This window comes from Bradyrhizobium sp. 134, from assembly GCF_023074155.1.
In the GTDB taxonomy this organism is placed as follows: domain Bacteria; phylum Pseudomonadota; class Alphaproteobacteria; order Rhizobiales; family Xanthobacteraceae; genus Bradyrhizobium.
The window spans coordinates 19,592-45,391 of record NZ_JADPKX010000069.1 but is presented as its reverse complement, the minus strand read 5'-3'; the positions used below and the strand labels follow the sequence as shown (position 1 = coordinate 45,391).

Here is a 25,800-nt window from a genome sequence, read left to right as displayed (position 1 = left end):
GAAGTACATCAAAATCAAACAGATAATTCGACCTTTCAAACCACGATCGCAAACACCTCGCGCCCGGTAGCAAAGCGGTCTCTGGGAAAGACGGCACCTATTGGTCTTTCTTCTTGTCCTGGAGTGCCTTCAGGACCGCGAAGGGATGGTCCTCCGGATCGGGGGCGGTGACCTCGGGCTCAAACACCACCCCCGGCTTCCGCGGATAGGGATCCACCGCCAGGAATAGGGCGTCGGTGGCGAGCCGGCCGAGGTCGATGATGCCATTGACGATCGCCTCCGGGGGGTCGGCGACCTGCTCCTGATCGTCGTGCCCCTCCTCCATCAGCTCGGCCAGGCGGCGGACTTCGGCCTCGGGGGCAAATATCAGGTCCACCTCCTCGTCGATCTCGCTCTCCATCGGGTCAAGCGTGACCACACAGGTCTGGCCGATCCGGGCGCGGACGTGCCCCGTGACCTGGATCTGGTTGCCGCTTCTCGGCACGACATCGAAGGTGGCCTGGGCAGAGACAACCTCGCGCAAGCCTGCCGTCTCGGCCATAGCCTGCCGCTCGGCGGCCGAGGCCTCGAGCTTGCGATGCAGGCCGGTATCCGGGATCTGTGCAACGATGACGGGCACCTGCCAGGGATCGGGCCCGGATGCGGTAATCGGTCGGCTCATGGCGTGACATCCTCAGGGAGCGCTGGGGGAAACTTGAAAGACGCGGCCAACAATGCGGCCTCGCCGGTCCGGCCGAGGTCGGCCTCGGCAGCCCTGGCATAGGCCGCGAGCCGCTGCGCCTGGTCCATGCCGGCCCCATTCAAGATATTCTTGCAGATCGCCGATGCTAGCGCCTCGCCTCCGCTTTCCATGGCCTGATCGTAGGCCTGGACCCGGCCGTAAAATGCCTCGCCGAAGGCCCGCATCCGCTTCGGCACGGTCTGGTCGCCTATCCCCATCTCGCGCAGATTGTCGTCCATATCCTCGCAGAAGCGGTCGAACAGCGCCTGCGACAGCTCGGTGGCGCCCTGAACCGTGCGCAGACGGCGCAGCAGCAGCCAGAGGTGCAGCAGCAACAGATCGAAACGCCCGTTAACGCTATCCGGCACGCCCAAGTCTCGGTAAAATATGGGTTCTCGCGCCTGCGTCACGATCATGCCATAGATGGCTTCAATGGTGCCCGGCGAGGCTAGGCGGGGTTTCCTGAAGTGATTGAACGGCCAAAGCATTGTGGTTTCCGCAAGCGGGCGCGCGCGTGTTGCATTCAGAGCCTCCGCCCGGTACTTCAGCGCCTCGCGCGACGCAAGGGGACGGAATCAGTTCCGCTATGACGATAACGAACCAGACCAGCCTGCGTGCAGACAAGCGGCGCGGCCTTCAAGCACGTTGGCGCGGCTTGCGCCTGTTCGCGGCCGCGGCCCTGGTTGGGGCTGCGCTTGCGGGCTGCACCGGCGAGCAGTTCCAGAAGGGTTACATCCTGCCGCCCAACGCGCTGGAGCAGATCCCGATTGGCGCGAGCCAGGACCAGGTGCTGATCGTGATGGGCACCCCCTCCACCGTCGCAACCCTCGACGGCGAGGTGTTCTATTACATCTCGCAGCGCTCGGAGCGCATGGTCGCCTTCATGAATCAGAAGGTGGTCGATCAGCGCGTCATCGCGGTCTATTTCGACAAGAACCGGCGCGTGCGCCGGCTTGCGAATTACGGCCTGCAGGACGGCAAGATCTTCGACTTCATCAGCCGCACCACGCCGACGTCGGGCCAGGAGATGAGCTACCTCACGCCGATCTTCAAGCTGCTCAGCTTTAACTGAGCCTTCAGCCTGCGGCTTCGTGCGGCTTGCCGTTGCGCGTCCTGTTCCATACGCTCCCTGCAAAACAAGATGCAGGGAGTGGATTCGTGCCCAAACAATTGCTGTCCCGCCGTCGCGTGCTCACGGGTGCTGCCGCCCTCTCGGCCGCAGCGATCCTGCCGCGATCGAGCCTGGCGGACTGGAAGCCCACCGAGAACGTCCGCCTCGTCGTGCCGGCTGCCGCCGGCGGTTCGACCGACGTGATGGGGCGGCTTCTGGCCGCGCACCTGCAAACCGCCTGGGGCCAATCGGCCGTGGTGGAAAATCGCTCCGGCGGCGGCGGCACGATCGGCACGGCCGAGGTGGTCCGCGCCAAGCCGGACGGCCACACCATCCTGATCGGCAATCCCGGTCCGAACGCGATCGCCTACAGCATCTTCAAGAACCTCACCTACAAGCCGGACCAGCTCCAGCCGGTCTCCAACATGATCCGGATCCCGAACATCGTCTCGGCTCATCCCAAGACCGGCATCAAGTCGATCGCCGAGCTGGTCGCCTATCTCAAGGCCAATCCGGACAAGCTCAGCTACGCCTCCTCCGGCGTCGGCCAGAGCCCTCACCTCACAGGCGCCTGGTTCCTGCAGCTCACCGGCCTGAAGATGACGCATATCCCGTTCCGCGGCGCCGGTCCCGCGCTCCAGGCGGCGCTCGCCGGCGACATCCAGATCCTGTTCGACAATCTCTATCCGAGCCTGCCGCAGGTGCAGAACGGCACCCTGACCGGCCTCTGCGTCACCACGACCGAGCGTAGCGACCTTGCGCCGAACCTGCCGACCATGCGCGAGAGCGCGCCGGAGCTTGCGGCTTTCGACGTCTCGTCGTGGTTCTCGGTGTTCCTGCCGAAGGGTGTGCAGCCCGCCGTTGTCGAAGCGCTCAACCTTCAAGTGAAGGCGATGCTCGAGCGCGACGACATCAAGAAGAACATCGTGGCCATGGGCGCCCGCGCCGACTACGGCACGCCCGACCAGTTTGCCGCCTTCGTGGACGCCGAGACGAAGAAGTTCGCCGGCGTCATCCAGAAGGAAGGGCTGCAGATGGACGTGCAGTAGGCCCTGCTTGTGGCGCTGGGGATTTGAACCAGTTGAAGGCTAAGAGGACGGCCGCCGCCAGCGCGACTGCCAACATTGTGCGAGGCCCGGATTGCCGGGAGCCCCTTTGCGTCTTGCCGCAAGTTGGACAAACACTGTCGGCCGCCAACATGTCGCAGCCGCACCGGATACATCTGGTCGTCTCGAACTTCATGGCGACGCTCCCGCAAAGCGGATAACAAAAACCCGCGGTTTGCACCGCGGGTTTGTCGCAGGAAAGCTGCCTCTGGTTCAGTGCGCGAGGATCGCCAGCAGCAGCAGCGCCACGATGTTCGTGATCTTGATCATCGGGTTCACCGCGGGACCTGCCGTGTCCTTGTAGGGATCGCCGACGGTGTCACCGGTCACGGCCGCCTTGTGGGCATCACTGCCCTTGCCGCCGTAATGGCCGTCCTCGATGTACTTCTTGGCGTTGTCCCAGGCACCGCCGCCCGAGGTCATGGAGATTGCGACGAACAGGCCCGTCACAATCACGCCGAGCAGCATGGCGCCGACGGCGGAGAACGCGGCCGACTTGCCGACGGCACCGCCACCTGCGATCGCGTAGATCACGAAATAGACGAAGATCGGCGACAGCACCGGCAGCAGCGACGGAATGATCATTTCTTTGATCGCCGCCTTGGTCAGCAGGTCGACGGCCCTGCCGTAGTCCGGCTTGTCGGTGCCCTGCATGATGCCGGGCTTCTCGCGGAACTGGCGCCGCACTTCCTCGACGATCGCGCTGGCCGCACGGCCCACGGCGGTCATGCCCATCGCGCCGAACAGATACGGCAGCAGGCCGCCAAACAAGAGGCCGACGACGACGTAAGGATTGTTGAGCGAGAAGTCGGGCAGTACGCCTTGGAAGTACGGATACTTCGCGGCGTTGGCGATGAAGAATTTGAGGTCTTCATTGTAAGCCGCGAACAGCACCAGCGCGCCGAGACCGGCGGAGCCGATCGCATAGCCCTTGGTGACCGCCTTGGTGGTGTTGCCGACCGCGTCGAGCGCGTCGGTGGACTTGCGGACTTCCTTCGGAAGACCGGCCATTTCGGCTATGCCGCCGGCATTGTCGGTGACCGGGCCGAAAGCGTCGAGCGCCACGACCATCCCAGCCAGCGCCAGCATGGTGGCGGTCGCAATCGCAATGCCGAACAAGCCGGCAAGGCTGTAAGTGACGAGAATGCCGGCGATGATCACCAGCGCCGGACCAGCGGTGGATTCCATCGAGATCGCCAGGCCCTGGATCACGTTGGTGCCGTGACCGGTAACCGACGACGCCGCGATCGACTTGACCGGACGATAATCGGTGCCGGTATAGTATTCGGTGATCACGATGATCAGCCCGGTAACGACGAGGCCGACGACGCCGCACTCGAACAGCGCCATGCCGGTATACTTCACGCCTTCCAGCGGGCCGAAACCGATCAGCCAGTAGATGACGCCGGCAACGCCCACGATCGACAGCACGCCGGTCGCGATCAGGCCCTTGTAGAGCGCACCCATGATCGACTGGCTGGCGCCGAGCTTGACGAAGAAGGTGCCGATGATCGAGGTGATGATGCAGACGCCGCCAATGGCGAGCGGCAGGGTCATCATGTTCACCAGCAGCGGCGAGGTCGCGAAGAAGATCGCGGCGAGCACCATGGTGGCGACCGCAGTCACCGCATAGGTCTCAAACAGGTCGGCCGCCATGCCGGCGCAGTCACCGACATTGTCACCGACGTTGTCGGCGATGGTCGCCGGGTTGCGCGGATCGTCCTCAGGAATGCCGGCCTCGACCTTTCCGACGAGATCGCCGCCGACGTCAGCACCCTTGGTGAAGATGCCGCCGCCGAGACGGGCGAAGATCGAGATCAGCGAGGCGCCGAAGCCGAGCGCCACCAGCGCATCGACGACGACACGGTCGTTGGCCTTCAGCCCCATGCCGTGCGTGAGATAGGCGAAATAGATGGTAACGCCGAGCAGTGCGAGACCCGCGACTAGCATGCCGGTGATGGCGCCCGCCTTGAAGGCGAGCTCGAGGCCGCCGGCAAGCGACGTCGTCGCCGCCTGCGCGGTCCGCACATTGGCGCGAACCGAGACGTTCATACCGATGAAGCCCGCCGCGCCCGACAACACCGCACCGATCAGGAAGCCGATCGCAACCAGCATGCCGAGGAAGTAGGCCAGCAGGGCGAAAATCACGACGCCGACCATGCCGATCGTCATGTACTGTCGCTTGAGATAGGCCTGCGCGCCCTCGGCCACCGCCGCCGCGATTTCCTGCATGCGCGGAGACCCCGCATCCGCGCTCAACACCGAAGACGTCGCCCAGATCGCGTAGACGACGGAAAGCACTCCGCAGAGCACAATCAACCATAATGCTGTCATGTGATTTTTTGCCTCAGATCCTTGATGAACGTACCCCCGGCGCCTTTTGTTTTTCCGTCGTGCGGTGCGGCGCCTTGATTTGAAAAGGGCCGCCCCTTGCCCGAAGGCGCGGCCCTAGTCGGTCACGACCTTGCCAAAATCAAATTGAGGGTGCAACGCCAGATAAGCCCGAAAAGCCGATCTCGGCAGGTATTTAGCCAGTCTTGGCAGCCCGGACGCCGGTTTGGAGCAATTCCTAGAAGTGGCTGTAGGACAGTCGCTTCAAGACCAGCTGCTGGCCCTGCCCGTCCAGGAAGCGCGGCCGCTCATGGCCCGCGACGATCGTGCCGATGGCCGTGACGGCAAGGCCGGCCGCCCGCCCCAAGGCAATCAGTGCGTCGCCTTGCGCCGGCGGAACGGTGCACAGCACCTCGTAATCGTCCCCCCCGGCCAGCAGCGTCTCAACGGAAACGACGTTGCCCGCGATCAGGCCGGCGGCAGCGGCCGAGAGCGGCACGCTGGTCACCTCGATCGTGGCCGAGACGCCTGACGCCGCACAGAGCTTGGTCAGGTCTCCTGCAAGCCCGTCGGAGACATCCATCGCAGCCGTTGCATGGTCACGCACGCCGTGCGCGAGAGCATTGCGCGGCTGCGGCACGCGATAGCGCGAGATCAGCGTCTCGCGCGCGTGCGGATCGGAGGCCAGCGCATTCGCCACCGCGCCGCCCTTGAGCACATCGAGGCCAAGCGCGGCGTCGCCGATCGTCCCCGTCACCAGAATACGGTCGCCCGGCTGGGCGCCGGCGCGGCCGACCATCCGCCCCTGCGGCACGCGGCCAAAGGCGGTGATCGAGATCATCTGCGGCCCCGGCGTCGACACCGTATCGCCGCCGAGCAGTGGACAAGCGAAGGTTTTCGCATCCTCGCCGAGCGCGTCCGCGAACGGCCTGAGCCAGCCGTCTTCCCTGCTGCGCAGCGCCAGTGTCAGCACGAAGCCGGCCGGCACGGCCCCCTTGGCAGCGAGATCGGACAGGTTCACCCGCAGCGCCTTGCGCGCGATGGTGTCGGGCGGATCGGTGGCAAGATAATGCACACCCTCGACCACCGCGTCTGTGGTGACGACGATGTCGCTGCCGAGCGCCTGCAGGATGGCGGCATCGTCGACCAGCCCCAACGCGCCGGGATCAGTCGCCAGCGGCTTGAAATAGCGCGCGATGAGGGAGTCTTCGGCGGAGGGATCGTGCGGGCTGGTCATTAGCGTTAGCCACACACATCGCTGTCATCGCCCGGCTTGACCGGGCGATCCAGTATTCCAGAGACGATCGTGGGACATCGATAGGCCGCGGCGTACTGGATCACCCGCCTTCGCGGGTGATGACAGCGGAATATGGGGCAGCCGTATCGCATCACTTCACCGCCCTCGCGGATATCTACCCCCGCCCGAACTCGTCGCCGCGAAACTGGCGGCCGATCTGGTCGAGCACAGCGTTGACCATGCCGGTCTCCTCGCGGTCGACGAAGGCATTGGCGACGTCGACATATTCGGACACGACGACGCGGCCCGGCACGTCCTTGCGATGTTCCAATTCGTAGGCCCCTGCCCGCAGCACCGCGCGCAGGATCGCTTCGATGCGCTTCAACGGCCAGCCCTTCGACAGCGCCTCGTCGATCAGCGGATCGAGCTTCTTCTGGTCGCGCACGACGCCGGAGACGACGTCGCGGAAGAACGCCGCTTCCGCCGGTAAATATGTATCGCCCTCGACCTCGTTGCCGAGCCAGTGGCTCTCGAACTCCGCAAAAATGTCGTTGATGCCGGCACCACCGATATCCATCTGGTACAGCGCCTGCACGGCTGCGAGCCGCGCCGCACCGCGCCGGTTCGCTTTCTTCTCCGTGCCAGCCGGCGGCTTCTTGCTGTTGTCGGCCATGATCAAGCCCGCGCCAGCCGGCGCTTTATGCGCAGCATCGCAATCGCGGCCCGCGCGGCATCGCCGCCCTTGTTCAACTCGCTGGCACGCGCCCGCGCCCAGGCCTGCGCCTCGGTGTTGACGGTGAGGATGCCGTTGCCGAGCGGCAGCTTGCGGGCCACCGCCAAGTCCATCAGCGCGCGGGAGGATTCCTGCGAAACGATCTCGAAATGGATGGTGTCGCCACGGATCACGCAGCCGAGCGCGATCGCGGCATCGTAGGGCTTGCCATTGGCGGCCGCGGCATCAACCGCGATGGCGATCGCCGCAGGAATCTCCAGTGCGCCGGGAACCGTGATGACGTCGTGGGTCAGACCGGCCGCCTTCAGCTCGGCCACCGCGCCTTCGAGCATCGCGTCCTGGAGATCATCATAGAACCGTGCCTCGACAATCAGCGCGCGTGCGCCGGAAATGTCGGTCTGGTCCTTCAGGGGTGCGCGCCGCGCGTCTGCCATCGTCAAATCCGTTCCACAGGGGTTGGCGCTATGTAGTCGCCACCAGCGGGTAAGCCAAGTTTAAAGACGCCGTCACTTCATTTCCGTCAGCCGCGCCGCGTAGCGGGCCATCAAATCAACCTCGATATTGACCTCATCCCCCGCCTTCCAGCCGCCGATCGTCGTGACCGTCAGGGTGTGCGGGATGATCAGCACGGAAAAGGTCACGTCCTTCACCGTATTAACCGTCAGCGAGACGCCGTCGAGCGTGATCGAGCCCTTGGTCGCGATGAACCGCGCCAGCTCGCGCGTCGTGGAGAGCTCGAACCGCGCCATCTCGGGCAGGTCCTCGCGGCTGACGAGGGTCGCGATGCCATCGGCATGGCCGGCGACGATATGCCCGCCAAGCTCGTCGCCGATCTTGAGCGCACGCTCGAGATTGAGCCTGGTGCCGACCCTCCAGTGCTTGGCGGTCGTCAGCGCCAGCGTCTCGGCCGCGGCATCGACGTCGAACCAGGACCTCTGAGCAGAGTCCTTGCCGCCTTCGACACCAGAAGCAACCACCGTCAGGCAGACGCCATTGCAGGCGATCGAGGCGCCGTCCGCAATGGTGGTCTGGTCGTAGCGGCAGGCGATGCGCAGCCGGTGCAGCTGGCCCTGCGCCGTCGGCGTGAAGCCGACGATCTCGCCGATATCGGTGACAATGCCGGTGAACATTACGCGCGCTCGTAGATGGTGAGAGTATCCTTGTCGAAGGTCTCGCTAGCATGAACCTTGTAGGCCTGCGACTGCGTGATTTTCGACAGCGGCAATGCAGCGAGCGCATCCACCCCGTCGGCGCCCACCGCCTCTGCACCGCGGAACAGCCAGATCTCGTCAACGAGGTCAGCGGCGATGAAGGACGCCGCAACGCGGCTGCCGCCCTCGACCATCAGCCGCGTGATGCCCTTCCCGGCCAATGCATGCAGCACTGCCGCAAGATCGAGTCCCGAGGCGTTGCCGGGCGGCACGCGGATCACCTGCGCGCCGGCAGCACCGAGCCGCGTGGCGGCCGCGGCCTCCGCGAGCTCAGAACCCATCACCCACAGCGGAATCTCGCGCGCGGAGCCCACGAGCTTGCTCGCGCCGGGAATGCGCAGGCTCTGATCGAGCACCACGCGCACCGGTGAGCGCGCTGCCATGCCCGGCAGGCGGCAGTCGAGCTGCGGATCGTCCGCCAGCACCGTGCCGATGCCGACCAGGATGGCGTCGCTTTGCGCGCGCAGGAGATGCACCCGGTTGCGCGCCGCCTCGCCGGTGATCGCGACCGGCTTGCCCCCGGCCGCGCCGATCTTGCCGTCGGGCGAGACCGCCAGCTTCAGGATCACATGCGGGCGATGATCCCTGATGCGACGGAAATGCCCGGCGTGGTCGAAGGCGGCTTCGCGCGCGCACAGACCTACATCCACCGTGATTCCGGCGGCGCGCAGGCGCGCATGGCCCTGACCGGCGACTTCCGGATTGGGATCCTCGATCGCGGCCACCACACGCTTGATGCCGGCGGCAATCACGGCGTCGGCGCACGGTGGCGATTTGCCGAAATGCGAGCACGGCTCCAGCGTGACGTAGAGCGTGGCGCCGCGCGCGGCCTCGCCTGCGCGCCGCAGCGCCTCAGGCTCGCCATGCGGTCGTCCGCCTGGTTGGGTCCAGCCGCGGCCGACGATCACGCCGTCCTTGACGATGACGGCACCGACGGCGGGATTGGGCCAGGTACGTCCCTGCCCGCGCCTGCCGAGCGCCAGCGCAAGCTCCATGAAGCGCCGGTCGGCATCCCTGGACTCGCGCGCCTTCTGCGCGAATTGATCCTCCAGGATGCGGAAGATCATTTGCGGATCGCGGCGAGCCGCGCTTCCTCCTCACCGGAGAGCTCGCCGAGCACGTCGGCGAAATCCTTGGCCTCGCGGAAATTGCGGTAGACCGAGGCGAAGCGGACATAGGCAACATCGTCGAGCGTGCGCAGATGCTCCATCACGGTCTCGCCGATCACTTCGGAGGAGATTTCAGCCTCGCCCCCGGTCTCGAGCTCGCGCACGATGGTGGAGACCATCTTCTCCACCCGCTCCGGCTCGACCTGCCGCTTGCGCAAGCTGATCGACACCGAGCGCATCAGCTTGTCGCGGTCGAACGGCACGCGGCGGCCGTTGCGCTTGATCACCGTGAGCTCGCGCAGCTGCACGCGCTCGAAGGTGGTGAAGCGGAAATTGCAGGCGACGCACACGCGTCGCCTGCGGATCACGGAAGAGTCCTCGGTCGGACGCGAGTCCTTCACCTGCGTATCGAGACTGTTGCAGTTCGGGCAGCGCATCCGTTGACCTTGACCGGTTTTCTTGGACCTTACTGATAGATCGGGAAACGGTCGGTGAGCGCCTTGACCCGTTCCTTGATCGCGGCTTCCACCAGCGGCGCCTTGCCGTCGGAGGACTGCGCGATCGCGTTGAGGACTTCGGCGATCATACCGGCGACCTGCTGGAATTCAGCGACTCCGAAGCCGCGGGTGGTTGCCGCAGGCGTGCCCAGCCGAATACCGGAGGTGACAAACGGCGACTCGGGGTCGAAAGGAATACCGTTCTTGTTGCAGGTGATGGCAGCGCGAACCAGCGCCTTCTCCGAGGCGTTGCCCTTCAGGCCCTTCGGCCGGAGGTCAACCAGCATCAGATGGTTATCGGTGCCACCGGAGACAATATCGAACCCGTGGCCCTTCATCGCCTCGGCCAGCGCCTTGGCGTTCTCGACGACGTTCTTGGCATAGACCTTGAAGTCCGGCCGCAGTGCCTCGGCAAAGGCGACTGCCTTCGCCGCGATCACATGCATCAGGGGGCCGCCCTGCAGGCCCGGGAAGATCGCCGAGTTGAATTTCTTGGTCAGCGCCTCGTCATTCCACAGCATCAGGCCGCCGCGCGGACCGCGCAGCGATTTGTGGGTCGTGGTGGTGGTGATGTGAGCATGCGGCACCGGCGAGGCATGCACGCCGCCGGCGACGAGACCGGCGAAGTGCGCCATGTCGACCAGGAGATACGCGCCGACGCTGTCCGCGATCTCGCGGAAGCGCTTGAAGTCCCAGGCGCGCGAATAGGCCGAGCCGCCGGCCACGATCAGCTTCGGCTTGACCTCCTCGGCCTGCTTGGCGACGGCGTCCATGTCGATGATCTGGTCCTCGCGGCGCACGGTGTAGTGCGCGGCCTTGAACCACTTGCCGCTCATGTTGACGGGGGAGCCGTGGGTGAGATGGCCGCCGGCCGCGAGATCGAGGCCCATGAAGGTGTCGCCGGGCTGAAGCAGCGCCAGAAACACCGCCTGGTTCATCTGGCTGCCGGAGTTCGGCTGCACGTTGGCGAAGTTGGCGCCGAACAGCTTCTTGGCGCGATCGATCGCGAGGTTCTCGGCGACGTCGACCCACTCACAACCGCCGTAGTAGCGCGCGCCCGGATAGCCTTCCGCATATTTGTTGGTCATCACCGAACCCTGCGCTTCCAGCACGGCACGGCTGACGATGTTCTCGGAGGCGATCAGCTCGACCTCGTGACGCTGGCGGCCGAGCTCGCCCTTGATGGCGGCTGCGATTTCCGGGTCAGCCTGCTCGAGCGAGGCGGTGAAAAACGAATCGGGCGCGGAGGCGGTTTTGGCGAAGGTCATCTTGCGAATATCTCCACCGCCGCAGCCTTTTGGCGGGCTACGGGCGGGTCTGGTGTGGCGATCGGAAGCGGCGAGCGCGATCTACCACATCGCCCGCAACAGGCCAAGTAGTTGCGGGTCGGACCGGTGATTTATGCAAGATATAGTGGGATTAGAGGATTTGGACGACGGGGCGGTATCCGGTCGTCCGTGTCCTGAAAGACCTCCTTTGGGCTTGAAAGGCCGCGCGGGTGCGAGCCAGCCTCTAAAGCCCGGTATACCCCGCCTTCACGGGATCCACGCTGCCGTCGAGCTGCCGCAGATAGGTGAGGCCGCAAACCGTCAACCTGTGGGTGTCTTTCTCGCCGGCTTCCATCAACGTATTGAGATAGTTGGTGACCTTTTCCCGCGCCTCCGCGCTCGCCGCAGACGTGCGGTTGGCGAGCAAATCGTAGGTATGCATGATCCGGTCAATGGCAGCTTCCATGGCACCCTCTGGTTTTTGCCGCGTTTGGGGGTTGAGATCAGGCAACCGCTTTGGCCTCGGACTGCGCCTCGAACCTGACGATGGCCTTGTTGGCCAACCTGATCTTGTTGAATTCGCCGTGCTGGAGCAGCTGGATGACGATCTCGAGCAGGCTTTCGTCGGTGACGAGGGTGTCGCGGATCGCGCCGGAGCGGCGAAGATAGTTCGCGGCGATGGCATAGGCCTCGCTCACGAGTTCCACGTTCATCACCCCCACGCCACGCTCGACCAGCATCGTCAGCCTCCGATCCGGAGGAGATAAGTGCCGAACCGGGAACTCGTTCCATGGAATCGGGGATTTTTTTCGCAACCGCGAAATGGAAAAACGCACCGGTCCGGACACAGCCGGGCCGGCGCGCTTGGGGAAGCTCAGGCACGTTAGGGAGGCTTGCCGGTCTTGTTGTGGGCCGGCTTGGCCAAGTCCCGTCGAAAGAGCTCAGAGACGATACAGGATCTGGTCGGTCCAGAACCGCTCGAGGCGGTGCAGCGACTTGTTGAGGGTCGAGAACTCCTCGCCCGAGATGCCACCGACCTGCTCCACCGTCTTGACGTGCTTCTGGTAGAGCGAGTCGACGATACGGCGAACTTCCTGGCCCTGCGGCGTCAGGCGGATGCGCACCGAGCGGCGATCGACGCGCGAGCGCTGATGATCGAGGAAGCCGAGCTCGACGAGCTTCTTCAGATTGTAGGAGACGTTGGAGCCGAGATAATAACCGCGCGTGCGCAGTTCGCCCGCGGTCAGTTCCTTGTCGCCGATGTTGTAGAGCAGCAGCGCCTGCACCGAGTTGATGTCCGCACGGCCGCGGCGATCAAACTCGTCCTTGATGACGTCGAGCAACCGGCGATGCAGCCGCTCCACCAGAGTCAAAGCTTCCAGATAGAGCGTCTGCACCGAACCCTGCTGGCCGGAGACGCGCTCTGCGGTATCTGCCGCAGTTGCGACGGCTTTCATCATGACACTTCCCCTGTTGTCGTTTTTATCGACACTCATTCGACGAAACTTGTGTCCCGTCTGATAGGTGCAACTTAAGGGGCTCGTTTGAAGATCGGCTTAAATAAGAGAATAAAGAGATCATGAATTTAAGACAGTGAATTGCGGATTAAGCCTGTGCCACAAGCACTTTTCGCAACTCTCTGTTGACTCTCGCAAGGTCCTGTTCACCCTCCGTCCGCCCCGATTGTCGCATTCCAGAACAGCCCCGCCCCGTTTCGAAACGGCCGCGTAAGAGCTGTGGCGGAACACGCTGGTTAGCGAAAACTTACGTCGAATTTTACGCAACCAACCGTCAACCAAGCGCGACATTCTCCTGTCCCGGACCAGCACAGCGAAGCGGAGCGCAGAGCCGGGACACGAGAGTTTGCTATGGCGGCCGTTCGCGTGCGGCCATCCAGGCGAGTGCGAGATAGGCCGCCAGCATGAAGGCTTCGACGCCGACCACAATCAGGCTGCCGCCGTAGATGCCCGGGAACATCAGTTCGATCACCGCCATCGACACCACGGTCGTCAGCCACACCACGGCGCCCCAAGGCGTCGCCAGCCACAGCCCGACCGCAGCAACGAGTTCGATCACGGCGAAGTAGATGGTCGAGGCCTGCCAGGCCATCGACTGGTTCTCGAACGCCTCGTCCTCACCGCCGACGAAGCCCGTCACCTGCGCCCAATGGTAGAGGCCCTTGAGGATCGAGAGCAGCGCCATCACCCGCAGGAACAGCACGAGCCGGCGCGTCCAGACATTGTCGTCGGACTCAGCTCGCTCCGACGAGATCGCCGCCACCGACATTGCGCTGTCTCTGGCATTGTCTCGGACGGCGTCCCTGGCACTGTCGCGGGCCGCATCGCGGGTGGAGATCTCGGACATGCCCCCTTCTGGCTGCTTTGCCCCGCAAAATCAATCGGCTGCCCAAGCCAGTTCTTTACCTTGCGGCACGTCAAGCCGCGGTGACGGGAACCATGTGAGCTGGTATAAGAATAATTCCAGCCGGAGGAAGAGTGATGGCGATCAAATACGGGCGTCCGATCGAATTGCGCGAAGTCTCGCGCCGGGATGGCACTGGGGCCTCTCCTGCCCTCGATCTGACCGTCCGCCCGCGCCGCAACCGCAAGGCCGAATGGGCCCGGCGCATGGTGCGCGAGAACGTGCTCACGACGGACGATCTGATCTGGCCGCTGTTCCTGATCGACGGCAACAACAAGCGCGAGCAGATTGCCTCGATGCCGGGCGTCGAGCGTCTCAGCGTCGACCAGGCCGTGCGCGACGCCGAGCGCGCGATGAAGCTCACCATTCCCTGTCTCGCGCTGTTTCCCTACACCGACCCGTCCCTTCGCGACGAGGAGGGCTCGGAAGCCACTAACCCGAACAATCTGGTTTGCCAGGCGGTGCGCGCGATCAAGAAGGAGTTTCCGGAGATCGGCATTCTCTGCGACGTCGCGCTCGATCCCTTCACCAGTCACGGCCATGACGGCCTGATCTCCGACGGCAAGATCCTGAACGACGAGACGGTCGCCGTGCTGGTGCGTCAGGCCCTGGTGCAGGCCGAAGCCGGCTGCGACATCATCGCGCCCTCCGACATGATGGACGGCCGCGTCGCCGCGATCCGCGAGGGTCTGGATCGCACCGGCCTGCTTGACGTGCAGATCATGGCCTATGCCGCAAAATACGCCTCCGCCTTCTACGGCCCGTTCCGCGACGCGATCGGCTCGGCCAAGACGCTCACTGGCGACAAGCGCACCTACCAGATGGACAGCGCCAACACCGACGAGGCGTTGCGCGAGGTCGAGCTCGACATCGCCGAGGGCGCCGACATGGTGATGGTCAAGCCCGGCATGCCCTATCTCGACGTCGTCCGCCGCGTGAAGGACACGTTCGCAATGCCGACCTTCGCCTACCAGGTGTCCGGCGAATACGCGATGATCGCGGCAGCCGCCAACAACGGCTGGCTCGACGGCGACCGCGCCATGATGGAGAGCCTGCTCGCCTTCAAGCGCGCCGGCGCCGACGGTGTGCTGAGTTATTTCGCACCGAAGGCGGCGGAGAAGCTGCGCGCTCAGGGGTAGATCCCAAGGTCGTCCCGGCGAAGGCCGGCACATGTGTCTCTTCATCGTCGTCCTGGCGAAAGCCAGGACCCATACCGCGTGATCTCTCGATTCCGATCGGTCGCAGTACCGACGATCAATCTTCGCCAAACATCTCCTTGGGGTAATGGGTCCTGGCTTTCGCCAGGACGACACCGAGGGTGTGCCACGACCACCTCCGCCGCCCCCGAATCGCCGGAATATTTCGGCTTGTTAATCCCGGCGCCCTTGGCACGCGGATGGCCTGTTCCCATGTCCTGCCACGGGAGTCCTGCCACGGGAGTTTCCCTCGGGAGAATGGTCATGTCGTATTCGGACTCGGGCAATGCCTGGCGCAATGACGGTGGGGCGCAGCCGCACGCCTACGATCCCTATCTGCACCCGGAACTGTTCCGCGGCGTTGCGACGCGGCGGGTGTTCGCCTTCTTGATCGACATGGTCGTGATCTCGGTGCCGGTGATCCTCGGCTACCTCTTCATCGCGGTGTTCGGCGTGGTCACGCTCGGCATCGGCTGGGCGCTGTTCTGGCTGGCCTGGCCGGCCTCCGTGATCTGGGCCATCGTCTATTACGGCGCCTGCATCGGGGGTCCGTCGTCCGCGACCATCGGCATGCGCGTGATGGATCTTGAATTGCGCACCTGGTACGGCGCGCCCGGCTATTTCGTGCTCGGGGCCACCCACGCCGTGCTGTTCTGGGTGACCGTCTCGTTCCTGTCGCCTTTCGTCGTCCTGGTCGGCCTCTTCAACGGCCGCAGGCGCTTGCTGCAGGATTTCGTGTTGGGAACGGTCGTGATCAACAATTCCGTTCGTGCGCCGGTGCCTCAAGGCGCCAGGACCTACTGATCAGCGACCTTTCGATCAAGGACCTACTGATCAACCAACCTGGATCAAGAACCTATCAACCTGGACCCGCTATGCTGTCCGATCTGACCTGCCGAGTAGACCGATTGACCGGGGGCTTTCGTAGCGCGATGCTGATGCACATTTTGGAGGCCCACGACGTCCCTTGACCCAGCACTCGCGCGACACCCCACAATTTTACCTCACGGCGCCCTCCCCCTGCCCCTATCTGCCGGGCCGGCACGAGCGCAAGGTGTTTACGCACCTCGTAGGTGAGCGCGCCGGTGACCTCAACGACCTCCTGACCCACGGCGGCTTCCGTCGCAGCCAGTCGATCGCCTACCGTCCCGCCTGCGACCAGTGTCGCGCCTGCGTCTCGGTCCGGGTGATCGCCAACGAGTTCCGCCCCTCCCGCAACTTCCGCAAAGTGATCGCGCGCAACGCCGACATCATCGGCGAGCAGCGCAGCGCGGTGCCGACCTCCGAGCAATATTCTGTGTTCCGCGCCTATCTCGATTCCCGTCACCGCCATGGCGGCATGGCCGACATGACCGTGCTCGACTACGCCATGATGGTCGAGGACAGCCACGTCGAGACCCGTATCATCGAGTACCGCAAGCGCGGTCCCGACAGCGGCATCACCGGCCGGGGCGAAGAGCTGATTGCGGTCGCGCTGACCGACGTGCTCAGCGACGGCCTGTCGATGGTCTATTCGTTCTTCGAGCCCGGCGAAGTCAGCCGCTCGATGGGCACCTTCATGATCCTCGACCACATCGCTCGGGCGCGCCGGCAGGGATTGCCTTACGTCTATCTCGGCTACTGGATCGAGGGCTCCAAGAAGATGGACTACAAGGCCCGCTTCCTGCCCCAGCAGCGCCTCGCGCCGTCAGGCTGGCTGCGCATTGACGCGCAAGGCGATGCGACGTCCGAGCCGCAGGATTGATCGGCATAGCCGTTCGCCTGCGGGCGACCAATATGCAAGGGCCGTAAGCAGAAGAGACTACGGAGGCATCCTTGTCCCGGACTTACGATTTAATCGCACAGGCCATTATCGAACGACTTCAGGTGCACTGCTCGTATCAGGGTCACCCGCGCGCCATTTGTCCCGCGTTGCTTGGCCATACGAACGGCGAGGAATACACACTTGCCTTCCAATTCTCTGGCGGCTCCAGCAAAGGACTTCCTCGCGCAGGCGACTGGAAGTGCCTAAAGATCGCCGAGATGAGGAAGGTCGAGCTTCGTTCAGGCAAGTGGCACGCCGGCTCGAGTCATCGCGAAAGTCAGCAATGCGTGAAAGAGGTCGACCTCGACTTCAATCCGCTCAGCCCATACAAGCCGAAACGCCGTCACGGCCCTGATTCATCACCCGAACAGCGTATCCGCGAGCAGCTTCAGGTTCAAAACCACGATGATGCCGGCAACGATCCAAGCGATCGCCGCGACCCACGCCGGGATTACGAACTTGCCCATCTTGCGGCGGTCCGAGACGAACCGCACCAGCGGGATCACGGCGAAAGGCAGCTGCATCGACAACACGACCTGGCTGAATACCAGCAGATCAGCCGTGCCGCGCTCGCCATAGATCGCGGTGACGACGATCACGGGAATGATCGCGATGCCGCGCGTCAGCAACCGGCGCGCCCAGCTCGGCAGGCGCAAATCGAGAAAGCCTTCCATCACGATCTGGCCGGCAAGCGTCGCCGTCACCGTTGAATTCAGGCCCGAGGCGAGCAGCGCCACCGCGAACAGTGTCGAGGCAATGCCGAGCCCGAGCAGCGGAGACAGCAGCTCGAAGGCCTGGCCGATCTCGGCAACGTCAGAATGGCCGCTCTTGTGGAAGGTTGCGGCAGCCACGACCAGGATCGCGGCGTTGATGAACAGCGCCAGCATCAGGGCGATGGTGGAATCCGTCGTCGCCCATTTGATCGCCTCGCGCCGGCCTTCGTCGTTGCGCTCATAGGCGCGCGTCTGCACGATCGAGGAATGCAGATAGAGATTATGCGGCATCACGGTGGCGCCGATGATGCCGATCGCGATGTAGAGCATCTCCGGGTTGGTGAAGATCTCGGTCTTCGGCACAAATCCCCTCAGCATCTCGGCCACCGGTGGTGCGGCCGCGGCAAGCTGGACCGTGAAGCAGACCGCGATCACAACGAGCAGTGCGATGACGAAAGCTTCGAGGAAACGGAAGCCACGGTTCATCAGGATGAGCAGCAAGAAGGCATCCAGTGCGGCGATCAGCGCGCCGCCGATCAGGGGAATGCCGAACAGCAGCTTCAGGGCGATCGCCGTGCCGATGACCTCGGCGAGATCGCAGGCGATGATCGCCGCCTCGCAGGCAAGCCAGAGCAGAAAATTCACGGCCGGCGAATAGGTCCCGCGGCAGGCCTGCGCGAGGTCGCGGTCGGTGACGATGCCGAGCCGTGCCGCCAGTGATTGCAGCAGGATCGCCATCAAATTCGAGAGCAGGATGACCGAGAGCAGCGTGTAGCCGAACTTGGACCCGCCGGCGAGGTCGGTCGCCCAATTGCCGGGGTCCATGTAGCCGACCGAGACCAGATAGCCCGGGCCGACGAAGGCGAGCAGGCGCCGCCACCACACCCCCGCGATGGGAAGGGCGACCGAGGCATTCACCTCGGCAAGGCTCTTGGTCGCAGGCGCGTCATTGCGCCAGCCGGCGGCGTCTCGGGTCAGATCGGGAGAGCGAGCATCCATGGAGCGAGAATACCGAAGTCGAGCCTTATTGCAACTCATTTGCAACTGCATCTAGCCGCATCGGTCTCTGGGCGGTCGCTATGTGTCGCCCCTGTCGGGAAGCGGGTGGGTTTGGCCGTCATCAGAGGCGGATAGTGGCGCCGACTCGACTTTGCAGGAAATGAGCCATGTCAAATCCCCCGCGCCTCCCCGAGACATTCAACCGCCTCGCTTGGTCCAATTTGGCGGCACAGTCGGCCGAACAGATCGCGCTGGCCGCGGCCCCCATCGTCGCGGTGCTGACGCTCGGCGTCGCCGAAGGCCAGACCGGCCTGCTCCAGACCGCGCTGACCCTGCCCTTCGTCCTGTTCGCCATCCCCGCCGGCCTGCTGGCCGACCGCATCTCCCGCCGTTCGCTGATGGCGGGCGCCGAGGCGCTGCGGGCCGCGGCCCTTGCAGCGATCGTGTTGCTGCTCGCACTCGGCGCGCTCAACCTGCCGCTGCTGGCGCTGCTCGGCTTTGCCGCCGTTTGCGGCACCGTCGTCTACAGCGTGGCCGCGCCGGCGCTGGTGCCCTCGCTGGTGAGTTCGGACCTGTTGCCGGCGGCCAATGCGCGGATCGAGCTCGCACGCACCATCGCCTTCGCCAGCGGGCCTGCGCTTGGCGGCGCGCTGGTGGGGTGGTGGGGCGCGAGCCCGGCCTTCGGCTTCGCGGCCGCGCTCTCGGCTATCGCCGTCGTGCTGCTCTCCGGCATCTACGAGCCCGCCCGCACGCCGGCGCCACGGCGGCATCCGTTCCAGGACATCCGCGAGGGCGCGGCCTTCGTGTTTCATCATCCGCTGCTGCGGCCGGTGTTCATCACCCAGTTCATCTTCAACACCGGATGGTTCCTGCAGATCGCGGTGTTCGTGCCTTACGCCGTTCGTCACCTCGGCCTGACCGCCGCCGGCATCGGCACCGTGCTGACGATGTACGGTGTCGGCATGGTGATCGGCGCGCTGTTGGCCACGCGCGTGATGAAGCGCATCGCGTTCGGCACGGTCGTCGGCCTCGGCCCCGTCACCGGCTTCGTCGCGGCAGTGGTGATGGCGCTGACGGTGCTGGTCCCCTCGCCCTGGCTTGCGGCCTTGAGCTTCTTCCTGCTCGGCGTCGGGCCGATCCTGTGGGTGATCTCAACCACGACGTTGCGTCAATCGGTAACGCCGCCGCGCCTGCTCGGCCGCGTCTCCGCCATCAACATCATGAGCTACGGCGCCCGCCCGGTCGGCTCGGCGCTGGGTGCGGTCGTCGGCGGCCTCTGGAGCGCGGAAGCGTGCCTCTATCTCGCCGCCGCCGTATTCGGCGTGCAGGCGCTAGTGATCTGGCTCTCGCCCGCCGTGGCGCTGGACCGGCAGCCGGACATGGTGGGCGATGAGGTGGCGGCGCGGTGTTAGCTGCACCGTCATTGCGAGCGAAGCGAAGCAATCCAGAATCCGTCCGCGGAGACAGTCTGGATTGCTTCGTCGCAAGCGCTCCTCGCAATGACGGAGTATGTTGTAACAGCTAGCCTATCCCGCCAGATACCGCTCGTAGCTCCCCGTCACCGGCTCGTTCGCGTCCACCTCCGGATCGAGCGTGTAGAGATCCTGCGCGCGGCCGATGCCACGCAGCGCGTAGCGGCCGGTGGAGACGAGGTAGCGGCGGCCGGCGGCGTCGAGGCCCTTGTAGAACTCCGCCGAGGCCAGCAGTTCGCGATCGACCGAACGGCTCATCGAGGCGATGCGGCTGACCTCGTTCACCGTCGGACCGACCACGGTGAAATCAAGCCGGTCCTCGCTGCCGATATTGCCGTAGAAGACCTCGCCGACATGCAGGCCGATATAGGCGGACGTGGTGGGACGGCCTTCGGCGCCCCGCCTCAGGTTCAGCGCTGCAACGTTCTTCCGGAACAAATGCTCGGCGCGCAGCGCGGCGCGCCGGGCATGCGCCATGTCTTCACCGGTGAACATTGCGAGCACGCCGTCGCCGATCAACTTCAGCACGTCGCCGCCGGCGTCGTGGATCGCATCGATCACGGCTTGCGCATAGTCGTTCAGGAACGGGATGATCTCGTCGGGGCCGATGCTCTCGCTGATTCCGGTCGAGCCGCGCAGATCCGAATACCACAGCACGGCGTTGATGCGCTCGGTGACGCCGCGCGAGATACGTCCGCTCAAGACCTGCTCTGATGCATCGCGTCCGAGATAGACGCGGCCGAGCGTGCGCGCGATGTCGACCTGCTGCGCCGACTTGATCGCGAGCCCCAGCACCGGCACGAGGTCGCGCAGCGCCGCGAGCTCGCCTTCGGCGAAGCCGCTGTCGCGTCGCGTTGTCCAGGAGGAGTAGAGGCAGTCCATCTGCCCGAGCGCTCCGGTCTCCCCGAAGCGGTGCACAAAGGCCAGGAAATGGCGGTGACCGGTTTCGGCGAGCTCGCCGATTTGCGAAAAATCGAGCGAGGGCGCGTCGGCGAGATCGATCACCATCTCGTCGTGACCATGCTCGAGCAAATGATAGAACACTGACCGGCGCCAATTGTTGGCCGCGTCGCCCTCGGCCGTCGAGCCGTATTCGACGACGTCGCTCTCGTTGGTCGGTGTATCGCTCCAGCGGAAGGCGCGACCCTCGTAGATCGGGTGCAGCGTATCAATCACGACAAGCCCACGCGAGAGTTCCAGCCCCTCGGCGCGGCAGCGCTCGCAGAAGCCGCGCAGCAGTTCGGGTTCGGGCAGGCCGGTGAGCCCCTGGCCGGCCAACCAGTTCATCAGCGCAAGGCGCGAGGTCAATTGCATGCGCCATTATGCCGTGCATTCGTGACGAGCGAAAGGCGGCGCGCGGACCTTGCGACGTCAAGGCTCCCGCCCGCAGCCAAGGCTCCCACCCGCGGCAGGTCGCATATGTCGTTGACGCTGTTGACGCGCTGCCGCCTCGGGCCGCAAATGCGAATGATGACACCGCCGATCAGAAATTCGGGGATATGAGCCAGCGCCAGCTTCCGATCATCCTGGCGCTCGGTACCACGCAGACCCTGGCCTGGGCCTCGAGCTACTATCTGCCGGCGCTGCTCGCCGATCCCATGGCGCGCGATCTCGGCATCTCCTCCAACTGGGTGTTTGGCGCGTTCTCGGCCTCGCTGGTGATCTCGGCGCTGCTCGGGCCGCGCATCGGCCGACAGATCGATCTGGTCGGCGGCCGGCAGGTCCTCTCGGTGTCGAACCTGACCATCGCCGCCGGCCTCGTTCTGCTCGGCCTCTCGCAATCGGTGGCGGTGATGGCGATGGCCTGGCTCGTGCTCGGCATCGGCATGGCGATGGGGCTCTACGACGCCGCCTTCGCCGCGCTCGGCCGTATCTACGGCACGGAGGCGCGCAGGCCGATCACCGGCATCACGCTGATGGCGGGCTTTGCATCGACCGTCGGCTGGCCGCTCACCGCCTGGGGCCTCGCCCATATCGGCTGGCGCGACACCTGCTTTGCCTGGGCCGCTGCCAATATCCTGATCGGCCTGCCGCTCAACTTCTTCTTGCTGCCGACGATCAAGGGCGCCAGGCAGGCTGCGGCGACAGCGGTGAAGCCGCATCTGCCGCTCGACCGCACCATGGTGCTGCTCGCCTTCATCTTTGCGGCAGTCTGGACCGTCACCGGCGCGATGGCCGCGCATTTCCCGCGCATCCTGGAGACCACCGGCGCGACGCCGGTCGAGGCGATCGCGGCCGGTGCGCTGATCGGCCCCGCACAAGTCGCCGCGCGGGTTCTGGAGGCAGGCTTCCTCAGCCGCTTTCATCCGCTGTGGTCGACGCGGCTCGCCTGCCTCACCCACCCGATCGGCGCCGTGGTCGTTGCGATCTTCGGCGGCGCCGCGGCCAGTGCGTTTGCGCTGTTCCACGGCTCCGGCAACGGCATCCTGACCATCGCGCGCGGCACGCTGCCGCTGTCGATCTTCGGCCCCAAGGATTTCGGCTATCGCCTCGGCATCATCGGCGCGCCGGCACGGATGGCGCAAGCCGTGGCGCCGCTGGCCTTTGGCCTGCTCATCGACGTCATGGGCGCCAAGGTGCTGATCGTCTCATCCGCGCTCAGCCTCTCGGCGCTGGCCGCGCTGTTCATGATCCGCGCGCAACCGCGGCCGGATTGACCGGGCCGGAGCTTTCGCGCACAAGCGAAGCATGACCGAAGACACGCGCCCGCCCCGCACATTCAAGGGCCTCCTGCGCTGGGCGACCACGCCGCCACAGGCCTGGGGTGTCTATCTCCTCGCCATCATCCTGGTCTGGCTGATCTCCTTCTACGCCGGCTCGCTGAAGCCGAAGAAGGCGCCGGAAGCGAGCCCGCCCCCCGTGACCGCACCGCGCAACTAGGCCGGCTTCGTTTCGCCGGTCGCGATCCAGATGCCGGCGAACACGGCGACCAGCCCGATCAGAAGGTTGGGCGTGATCGGCTCGCCGATCAGCAGCGCGGCCAGCAAGGTGGCGGCGATCGGGTTGACCGTCATCGTATTGGCGACCCGGGTCGGCGTTGCCCGCGCCAGCGCCATGACCCAGAGGATGAAGGCGAGCGCACCGCCGCCGATGCCGAGATAGACGCCGGCAATCCACTGCCCCATCGTGAAATGATCAAGCGCTGCAAAGCTGCCCTTCACGAAACCCGCGAGCACCAGCACGGCGGCGCCCGCACCCATGCCGACCGTGAGAAAACCGAGCGGGCTGGAGCGCTGCATCAGCGGCCGCGACAGCACGTTGTAGAACGCCATGCAGAACACGGCACCGCTCATGATCAGCTCGCCGCGCCAGGCGCCCGGCGGGCTTTGCGCCAGGCCCGCCGCCAGCGCCGCCGCCACGCCGAGCACGGCGATGCCGACACCAATGATCTTGCGCGCCGTCAGCCGCTCGACGCCGAGCATGGCGCCGACCACCATGGTGTGGAGCGGCAGCGTCGCAAGCGCGAGACTGGAGCGCGCGGCGGTCGTGTAGGAGACCGCGATGTTGTAGAGGATGAAGAACAGGCCGAAAAAGCAGATGCCGAGCAGCGCCACGGCCGGCCAATCGGACCGCTGCGGCCAGCGCACGCCGAACAGAACCGCGCACGGCAGGAGGCAGAGAAAGCCGATCCCCCAGCGCAGGATCGCGAGCAGGATCGGATCGGCGCCGCCGACCAGATAGCGGGTGATCGCCGCGGCAGTGCCGCCAAGGCTGCTCGACGCCAGCGCGATCGCAACCCCGGCCCACTCACCCACAATCGTCTCCCGTTGCGGAGCTTGTTGAGGGCGCTAGCACGCCCCTGCTGCCACCGTAGTGGCAACAGGGGCGTCGCGGGAAGCTAGTCGTAAAACTCAGGCGCCATCTTCTGGCTGTCGCGCTGGACCTTGTCGTGGTTGATCCAGAGCTGCGCCTTCTCCTTACTGAGCGTGTCGGCGATCTTCTGCATCGAGGCCGCGCTCTGGTCCTTGTTGGCGTTCATGCTGGGCACGCGGCGGTTGTCCCAATTGTCCTTGAAATGCACGGCGTCGCCCGACAGTACGACGGCGCCGGTCTTCGGCAGCTTCACCAGCAGCGATTGATGTCCCGGCGTATGGCCGGGCGTCGACAGGATGGTCACGCTGCCGTCGCCGAACACATCCTTGTCGCCCGCAAGCAGCTCGACCGGGTGCGAGGGCTTGAATCGCGGCTCGTTGTTGGCGCCGGGCCAGTCATACTCGGCCTTCTGCACGTAGAGCGTGGCCTGCGGGAATAGCTCGACATTGCCGGTGTGGTCGGGATGGGTGTGCGAGACGGCCATCATCTTGACGTCACCGGGCTTGAGGCCGAGCTGTTCGAGCTGGGCGGCAAGCGTCTTCGGCCGGCGCCAGGTTACGGCCTTGGGATCGGCGGGCGTAAGGCCGTTCGGCATCGCGGCGACTGCGTCGGCGATGCCGGTGTCCCACAGGAACCAGCCCTTGGCGTGCTTGACGAGATAGCAGCTGTCGACGAAGTCCATCGTCTTGCCCTCGTTGAGGCCGGGCGTCCAGCGCGAGATGTCGCCGGCGGTGCCCTCCCCGCAATTGAGCACGTAGAGCTTTTCGACACCGGTCTTTTCCGATTGCGCCAGCGCCGCATGGCCGCACAGAGCAAGCGCGGCGACGGCGAGAGCGAGCGTGATCCTTGGCGTCATTCGTTCCTCCCTTGCAGCCATTGTCGGCTGTGACCGAGGGTCAACCCCGGCCAGTTCGCAGAATTCCCGCCTCAATGCGGGCAGGTCTCGACCTCGACCGTGACGTGGCTCAACCCCCTCAACCCGGCGAGCCGCCTCTTGTAGACGGCCGGCTGCTTCGGTTGGTCCGACACCACCGAGACCAGCACAGCGCAATGGCCGGGGCCGACCTGCCACAGATGCAGATCGGTGACGCGGTCGTCGCCGATCTCCATGCGCGCCCGGATCACGCGCTCCAGCTTCTCGTCGGCGCGGACGTCGAGCAGCACCGCGCCTGATGTCTTGATCAGACCGAACGCCCAGCTTGCGATCACGGCACTGCCGATCAGGCCGACCGCCGGATCGGCCCAGGCCCATCCCGAATACATGGCGACCACGAGCGCGGCGATCGCCAGCACCGAGGTCGCCGCGTCCGCCATGACGTGGACATAGGCCGCGCGGAGATTGTTGTCGTGATGGTGGTGATCATGGTCATGATCGTCGTGATCATCATGCGCATGGCCGTGATGGTGATGACCATGGTTATCGCGGAGCAGCCAGGCACTGGCGAGATTGACGCACAGGCCGAGGGCAGCGACTACGATGGCCTCGCCATAGACGATCGGCACCGGATTGATCAGCCGCAGCACGCTCTCATAGGCGATCTCGACCGCGATCAGGCCGAGGATGATCGCGCTGGCGAAGGCGGCAAGATCGCCGAACTTGCCGGTCCCGAAGCTGAAATGCGAGCTCCCCAGATGTCGTCGCGCAAAGCGATAGGCGAACGCGGCAATTCCCAGCGCCGCCGCATGCGTTCCCATGTGCCAGCCGTCGGCGAGCAGCGCCATCGAGCCGAACAGCGTGCCCGCGACGATCTCGCCGACCATCATGACCAGCGTCAGGATGACGACGAGCCAGGTGCGCCGCTCGTTCTCGTCGTGCTTGTCGCCCAGAAAGGCGTGGTCATGGGTCCATTGTTCGATGGAATGGGAATGCATCGCGAAGTCTCCGAAAGGCCCGGGCCGTTAACCCCTAATATAGACCTGCGAGTCTTCTGGGCAAAATCCCCGGAATGAGCCGATTGACAGGTAGGTGCCGTTTCGGTGTAATGAAGGTCATGGGGATTTGAGCGATCTCCCCACGAGGCGACATGCCCAAGTATCGCGTCCCGTTGTTTTTCACGA

The 25,800-nt window shown here is 65.0% G+C and carries 27 protein-coding genes; 8 read left to right on the top strand and 19 right to left on the bottom strand.

Going from position 1 to position 25,800, the window contains the following annotated elements:
- Positions 1-97: 97 nt before the first annotated feature.
- Both IVA75_RS25340 and IVA75_RS25335 read right to left on the bottom strand, forming a co-directional pair.
- Positions 98-661, bottom strand: a complete 564-nt coding sequence (locus IVA75_RS25340; RefSeq protein WP_247289365.1) for a DUF177 domain-containing protein — start codon at positions 659-661, stop codon at positions 98-100.
- The gene (locus IVA75_RS25335; RefSeq protein ID WP_247289363.1) at positions 658-1,209 is read right to left on the bottom strand and encodes a ubiquinol-cytochrome C chaperone family protein; all 552 of its coding nucleotides are present in this window, start codon (positions 1,207-1,209) and stop codon (positions 658-660) included. The genes IVA75_RS25340 and IVA75_RS25335 overlap by 4 nt, the downstream gene beginning before the upstream one ends.
- Positions 1,210-1,307: 98 nt before the next feature.
- Here IVA75_RS25335 and IVA75_RS25330 point away from each other — a divergent pair, with 98 nt between their 5' ends.
- Positions 1,308-1,793 (top strand): outer membrane protein assembly factor BamE, encoded by a 486-nt coding sequence (locus IVA75_RS25330; RefSeq protein WP_027567256.1) that lies wholly within the window; start codon positions 1,308-1,310, stop codon positions 1,791-1,793.
- Positions 1,794-1,879: 86 nt separating this feature from the next.
- Positions 1,880-2,881, top strand: a complete 1,002-nt coding sequence (locus tag IVA75_RS25325) for a tripartite tricarboxylate transporter substrate binding protein (RefSeq protein ID WP_247289361.1) — start codon at positions 1,880-1,882, stop codon at positions 2,879-2,881.
- Positions 2,882-3,151: 270 nt separating this feature from the next.
- On the opposite strand, the gene IVA75_RS25320 is transcribed toward IVA75_RS25325, so the two are convergent.
- The 12 genes from IVA75_RS25320 to IVA75_RS25265 form a co-directional block, all read right to left on the bottom strand.
- Positions 3,152-5,272 (bottom strand): sodium-translocating pyrophosphatase, encoded by a 2,121-nt coding sequence (locus IVA75_RS25320; RefSeq protein WP_027567258.1) that lies wholly within the window; start codon positions 5,270-5,272, stop codon positions 3,152-3,154.
- A gap of 235 nt (positions 5,273-5,507) precedes the next feature.
- Positions 5,508-6,506 carry a thiamine-phosphate kinase gene (gene thiL / locus IVA75_RS25315; protein WP_247289360.1) on the bottom strand — a complete coding sequence of 333 codons (999 nt, stop codon included), beginning with the start codon at positions 6,504-6,506 and terminating at the stop codon, positions 5,508-5,510.
- A gap of 175 nt (positions 6,507-6,681) precedes the next feature.
- Positions 6,682-7,179, bottom strand: a complete 498-nt coding sequence (gene nusB / locus IVA75_RS25310) for a transcription antitermination factor NusB (protein WP_027567260.1) — start codon at positions 7,177-7,179, stop codon at positions 6,682-6,684.
- Between the two features lie 2 nt (positions 7,180-7,181).
- Positions 7,182-7,673 carry a 6,7-dimethyl-8-ribityllumazine synthase gene (ribH, locus tag IVA75_RS25305; protein ID WP_007611095.1) on the bottom strand — a complete coding sequence of 164 codons (492 nt, stop codon included), beginning with the start codon at positions 7,671-7,673 and terminating at the stop codon, positions 7,182-7,184.
- A gap of 72 nt (positions 7,674-7,745) precedes the next feature.
- Positions 7,746-8,369 carry a riboflavin synthase gene (locus IVA75_RS25300; RefSeq protein WP_247289358.1) on the bottom strand — a complete coding sequence of 208 codons (624 nt, stop codon included), beginning with the start codon at positions 8,367-8,369 and terminating at the stop codon, positions 7,746-7,748.
- The gene (gene ribD / locus IVA75_RS25295; protein WP_247289356.1) at positions 8,369-9,517 is read right to left on the bottom strand and encodes a bifunctional diaminohydroxyphosphoribosylaminopyrimidine deaminase/5-amino-6-(5-phosphoribosylamino)uracil reductase RibD; all 1,149 of its coding nucleotides are present in this window, start codon (positions 9,515-9,517) and stop codon (positions 8,369-8,371) included. Before ribD ends, IVA75_RS25300 begins: the two co-directional genes overlap by 1 nt.
- Positions 9,514-9,996, bottom strand: a complete 483-nt coding sequence (gene nrdR / locus IVA75_RS25290; protein ID WP_007603426.1) for a transcriptional regulator NrdR — start codon at positions 9,994-9,996, stop codon at positions 9,514-9,516. The genes ribD and nrdR overlap by 4 nt, the downstream gene beginning before the upstream one ends.
- Positions 9,997-10,025: 29 nt before the next feature.
- Positions 10,026-11,324 (bottom strand): serine hydroxymethyltransferase, encoded by a 1,299-nt coding sequence (glyA, locus tag IVA75_RS25285; protein WP_247289354.1) that lies wholly within the window; start codon positions 11,322-11,324, stop codon positions 10,026-10,028.
- A 244-nt stretch (positions 11,325-11,568) separates the two neighbouring features.
- Entirely contained in the window at positions 11,569-11,790 is a 222-nt protein-coding gene (locus tag IVA75_RS25280) for a hypothetical protein (RefSeq protein WP_007603423.1), read from the bottom strand.
- A gap of 37 nt (positions 11,791-11,827) precedes the next feature.
- Positions 11,828-12,064 (bottom strand): hypothetical protein, encoded by a 237-nt coding sequence (locus IVA75_RS25275; RefSeq protein ID WP_247289352.1) that lies wholly within the window; start codon positions 12,062-12,064, stop codon positions 11,828-11,830.
- Between the two features lie 201 nt (positions 12,065-12,265).
- Positions 12,266-12,784 carry a MarR family winged helix-turn-helix transcriptional regulator gene (locus tag IVA75_RS25270; RefSeq protein ID WP_007603420.1) on the bottom strand — a complete coding sequence of 173 codons (519 nt, stop codon included), beginning with the start codon at positions 12,782-12,784 and terminating at the stop codon, positions 12,266-12,268.
- Between the two features lie 406 nt (positions 12,785-13,190).
- The gene (locus IVA75_RS25265) at positions 13,191-13,688 is read right to left on the bottom strand and encodes a DUF6163 family protein (RefSeq protein ID WP_027518332.1); all 498 of its coding nucleotides are present in this window, start codon (positions 13,686-13,688) and stop codon (positions 13,191-13,193) included.
- 134 nt (positions 13,689-13,822) lie between these two features.
- Between IVA75_RS25265 and hemB the strand changes: the two genes are divergently transcribed.
- The 3 genes from hemB (at position 13,823) to IVA75_RS25250 (ending at position 16,685) form a co-directional block, all read left to right on the top strand.
- The gene (gene hemB / locus IVA75_RS25260) at positions 13,823-14,884 is read left to right on the top strand and encodes a porphobilinogen synthase (RefSeq protein WP_247289350.1); all 1,062 of its coding nucleotides are present in this window, start codon (positions 13,823-13,825) and stop codon (positions 14,882-14,884) included.
- 321 nt (positions 14,885-15,205) lie between these two features.
- Positions 15,206-15,745: an RDD family protein gene (locus IVA75_RS25255; protein WP_007611123.1), complete on the top strand. Its 540-nt coding sequence runs from the start codon at positions 15,206-15,208 to the stop codon at positions 15,743-15,745.
- Positions 15,746-15,908: 163 nt separating this feature from the next.
- Complete coding sequence (locus IVA75_RS25250; protein WP_018458387.1) at positions 15,909-16,685, top strand: arginyltransferase; 777 nt, start codon at positions 15,909-15,911, stop codon at positions 16,683-16,685.
- A gap of 419 nt (positions 16,686-17,104) precedes the next feature.
- Here IVA75_RS25250 and IVA75_RS25245 read toward each other — a convergent pair whose 3' ends face one another.
- Entirely contained in the window at positions 17,105-18,457 is a 1,353-nt protein-coding gene (locus IVA75_RS25245; RefSeq protein WP_247289349.1) for an Nramp family divalent metal transporter, read from the bottom strand.
- A gap of 167 nt (positions 18,458-18,624) precedes the next feature.
- Here IVA75_RS25245 and IVA75_RS25240 point away from each other — a divergent pair, with 167 nt between their 5' ends.
- Positions 18,625-19,869, top strand: coding sequence for an MFS transporter (locus IVA75_RS25240; RefSeq protein ID WP_247289346.1), 1,245 nt, complete (start codon positions 18,625-18,627; stop codon positions 19,867-19,869).
- A 114-nt stretch (positions 19,870-19,983) separates the two neighbouring features.
- Here the strand turns inward: IVA75_RS25240 and IVA75_RS25235 are convergent, their stop codons facing one another.
- Positions 19,984-21,243 (bottom strand): adenylate/guanylate cyclase domain-containing protein, encoded by a 1,260-nt coding sequence (locus IVA75_RS25235; protein WP_247289344.1) that lies wholly within the window; start codon positions 21,241-21,243, stop codon positions 19,984-19,986.
- A gap of 185 nt (positions 21,244-21,428) precedes the next feature.
- Between IVA75_RS25235 and IVA75_RS25230 the strand changes: the two genes are divergently transcribed.
- Positions 21,429-22,586 (top strand): MFS transporter, encoded by a 1,158-nt coding sequence (locus IVA75_RS25230; RefSeq protein ID WP_027518338.1) that lies wholly within the window; start codon positions 21,429-21,431, stop codon positions 22,584-22,586.
- Between the two features lie 31 nt (positions 22,587-22,617).
- Positions 22,618-22,809, top strand: coding sequence for a hypothetical protein (locus IVA75_RS25225; protein WP_247289343.1), 192 nt, complete (start codon positions 22,618-22,620; stop codon positions 22,807-22,809).
- Here the strand turns inward: IVA75_RS25225 and IVA75_RS25220 are convergent.
- The 3 genes from IVA75_RS25220 to dmeF form a co-directional block, all read right to left on the bottom strand.
- Positions 22,806-23,684 carry a DMT family transporter gene (locus IVA75_RS25220; protein ID WP_247289341.1) on the bottom strand — a complete coding sequence of 293 codons (879 nt, stop codon included), beginning with the start codon at positions 23,682-23,684 and terminating at the stop codon, positions 22,806-22,808. The two genes, IVA75_RS25225 and IVA75_RS25220, sit on opposite strands and share 4 nt — an antisense overlap.
- 83 nt (positions 23,685-23,767) lie before the next feature.
- Positions 23,768-24,598 carry an N-acyl homoserine lactonase family protein gene (locus IVA75_RS25215; RefSeq protein ID WP_027567274.1) on the bottom strand — a complete coding sequence of 277 codons (831 nt, stop codon included), beginning with the start codon at positions 24,596-24,598 and terminating at the stop codon, positions 23,768-23,770.
- 71 nt (positions 24,599-24,669) lie between these two features.
- Positions 24,670-25,614, bottom strand: a complete 945-nt coding sequence (dmeF, locus tag IVA75_RS25210) for a CDF family Co(II)/Ni(II) efflux transporter DmeF (RefSeq protein ID WP_247289339.1) — start codon at positions 25,612-25,614, stop codon at positions 24,670-24,672.
- Positions 25,615-25,800: the final 186 nt, after the last annotated feature.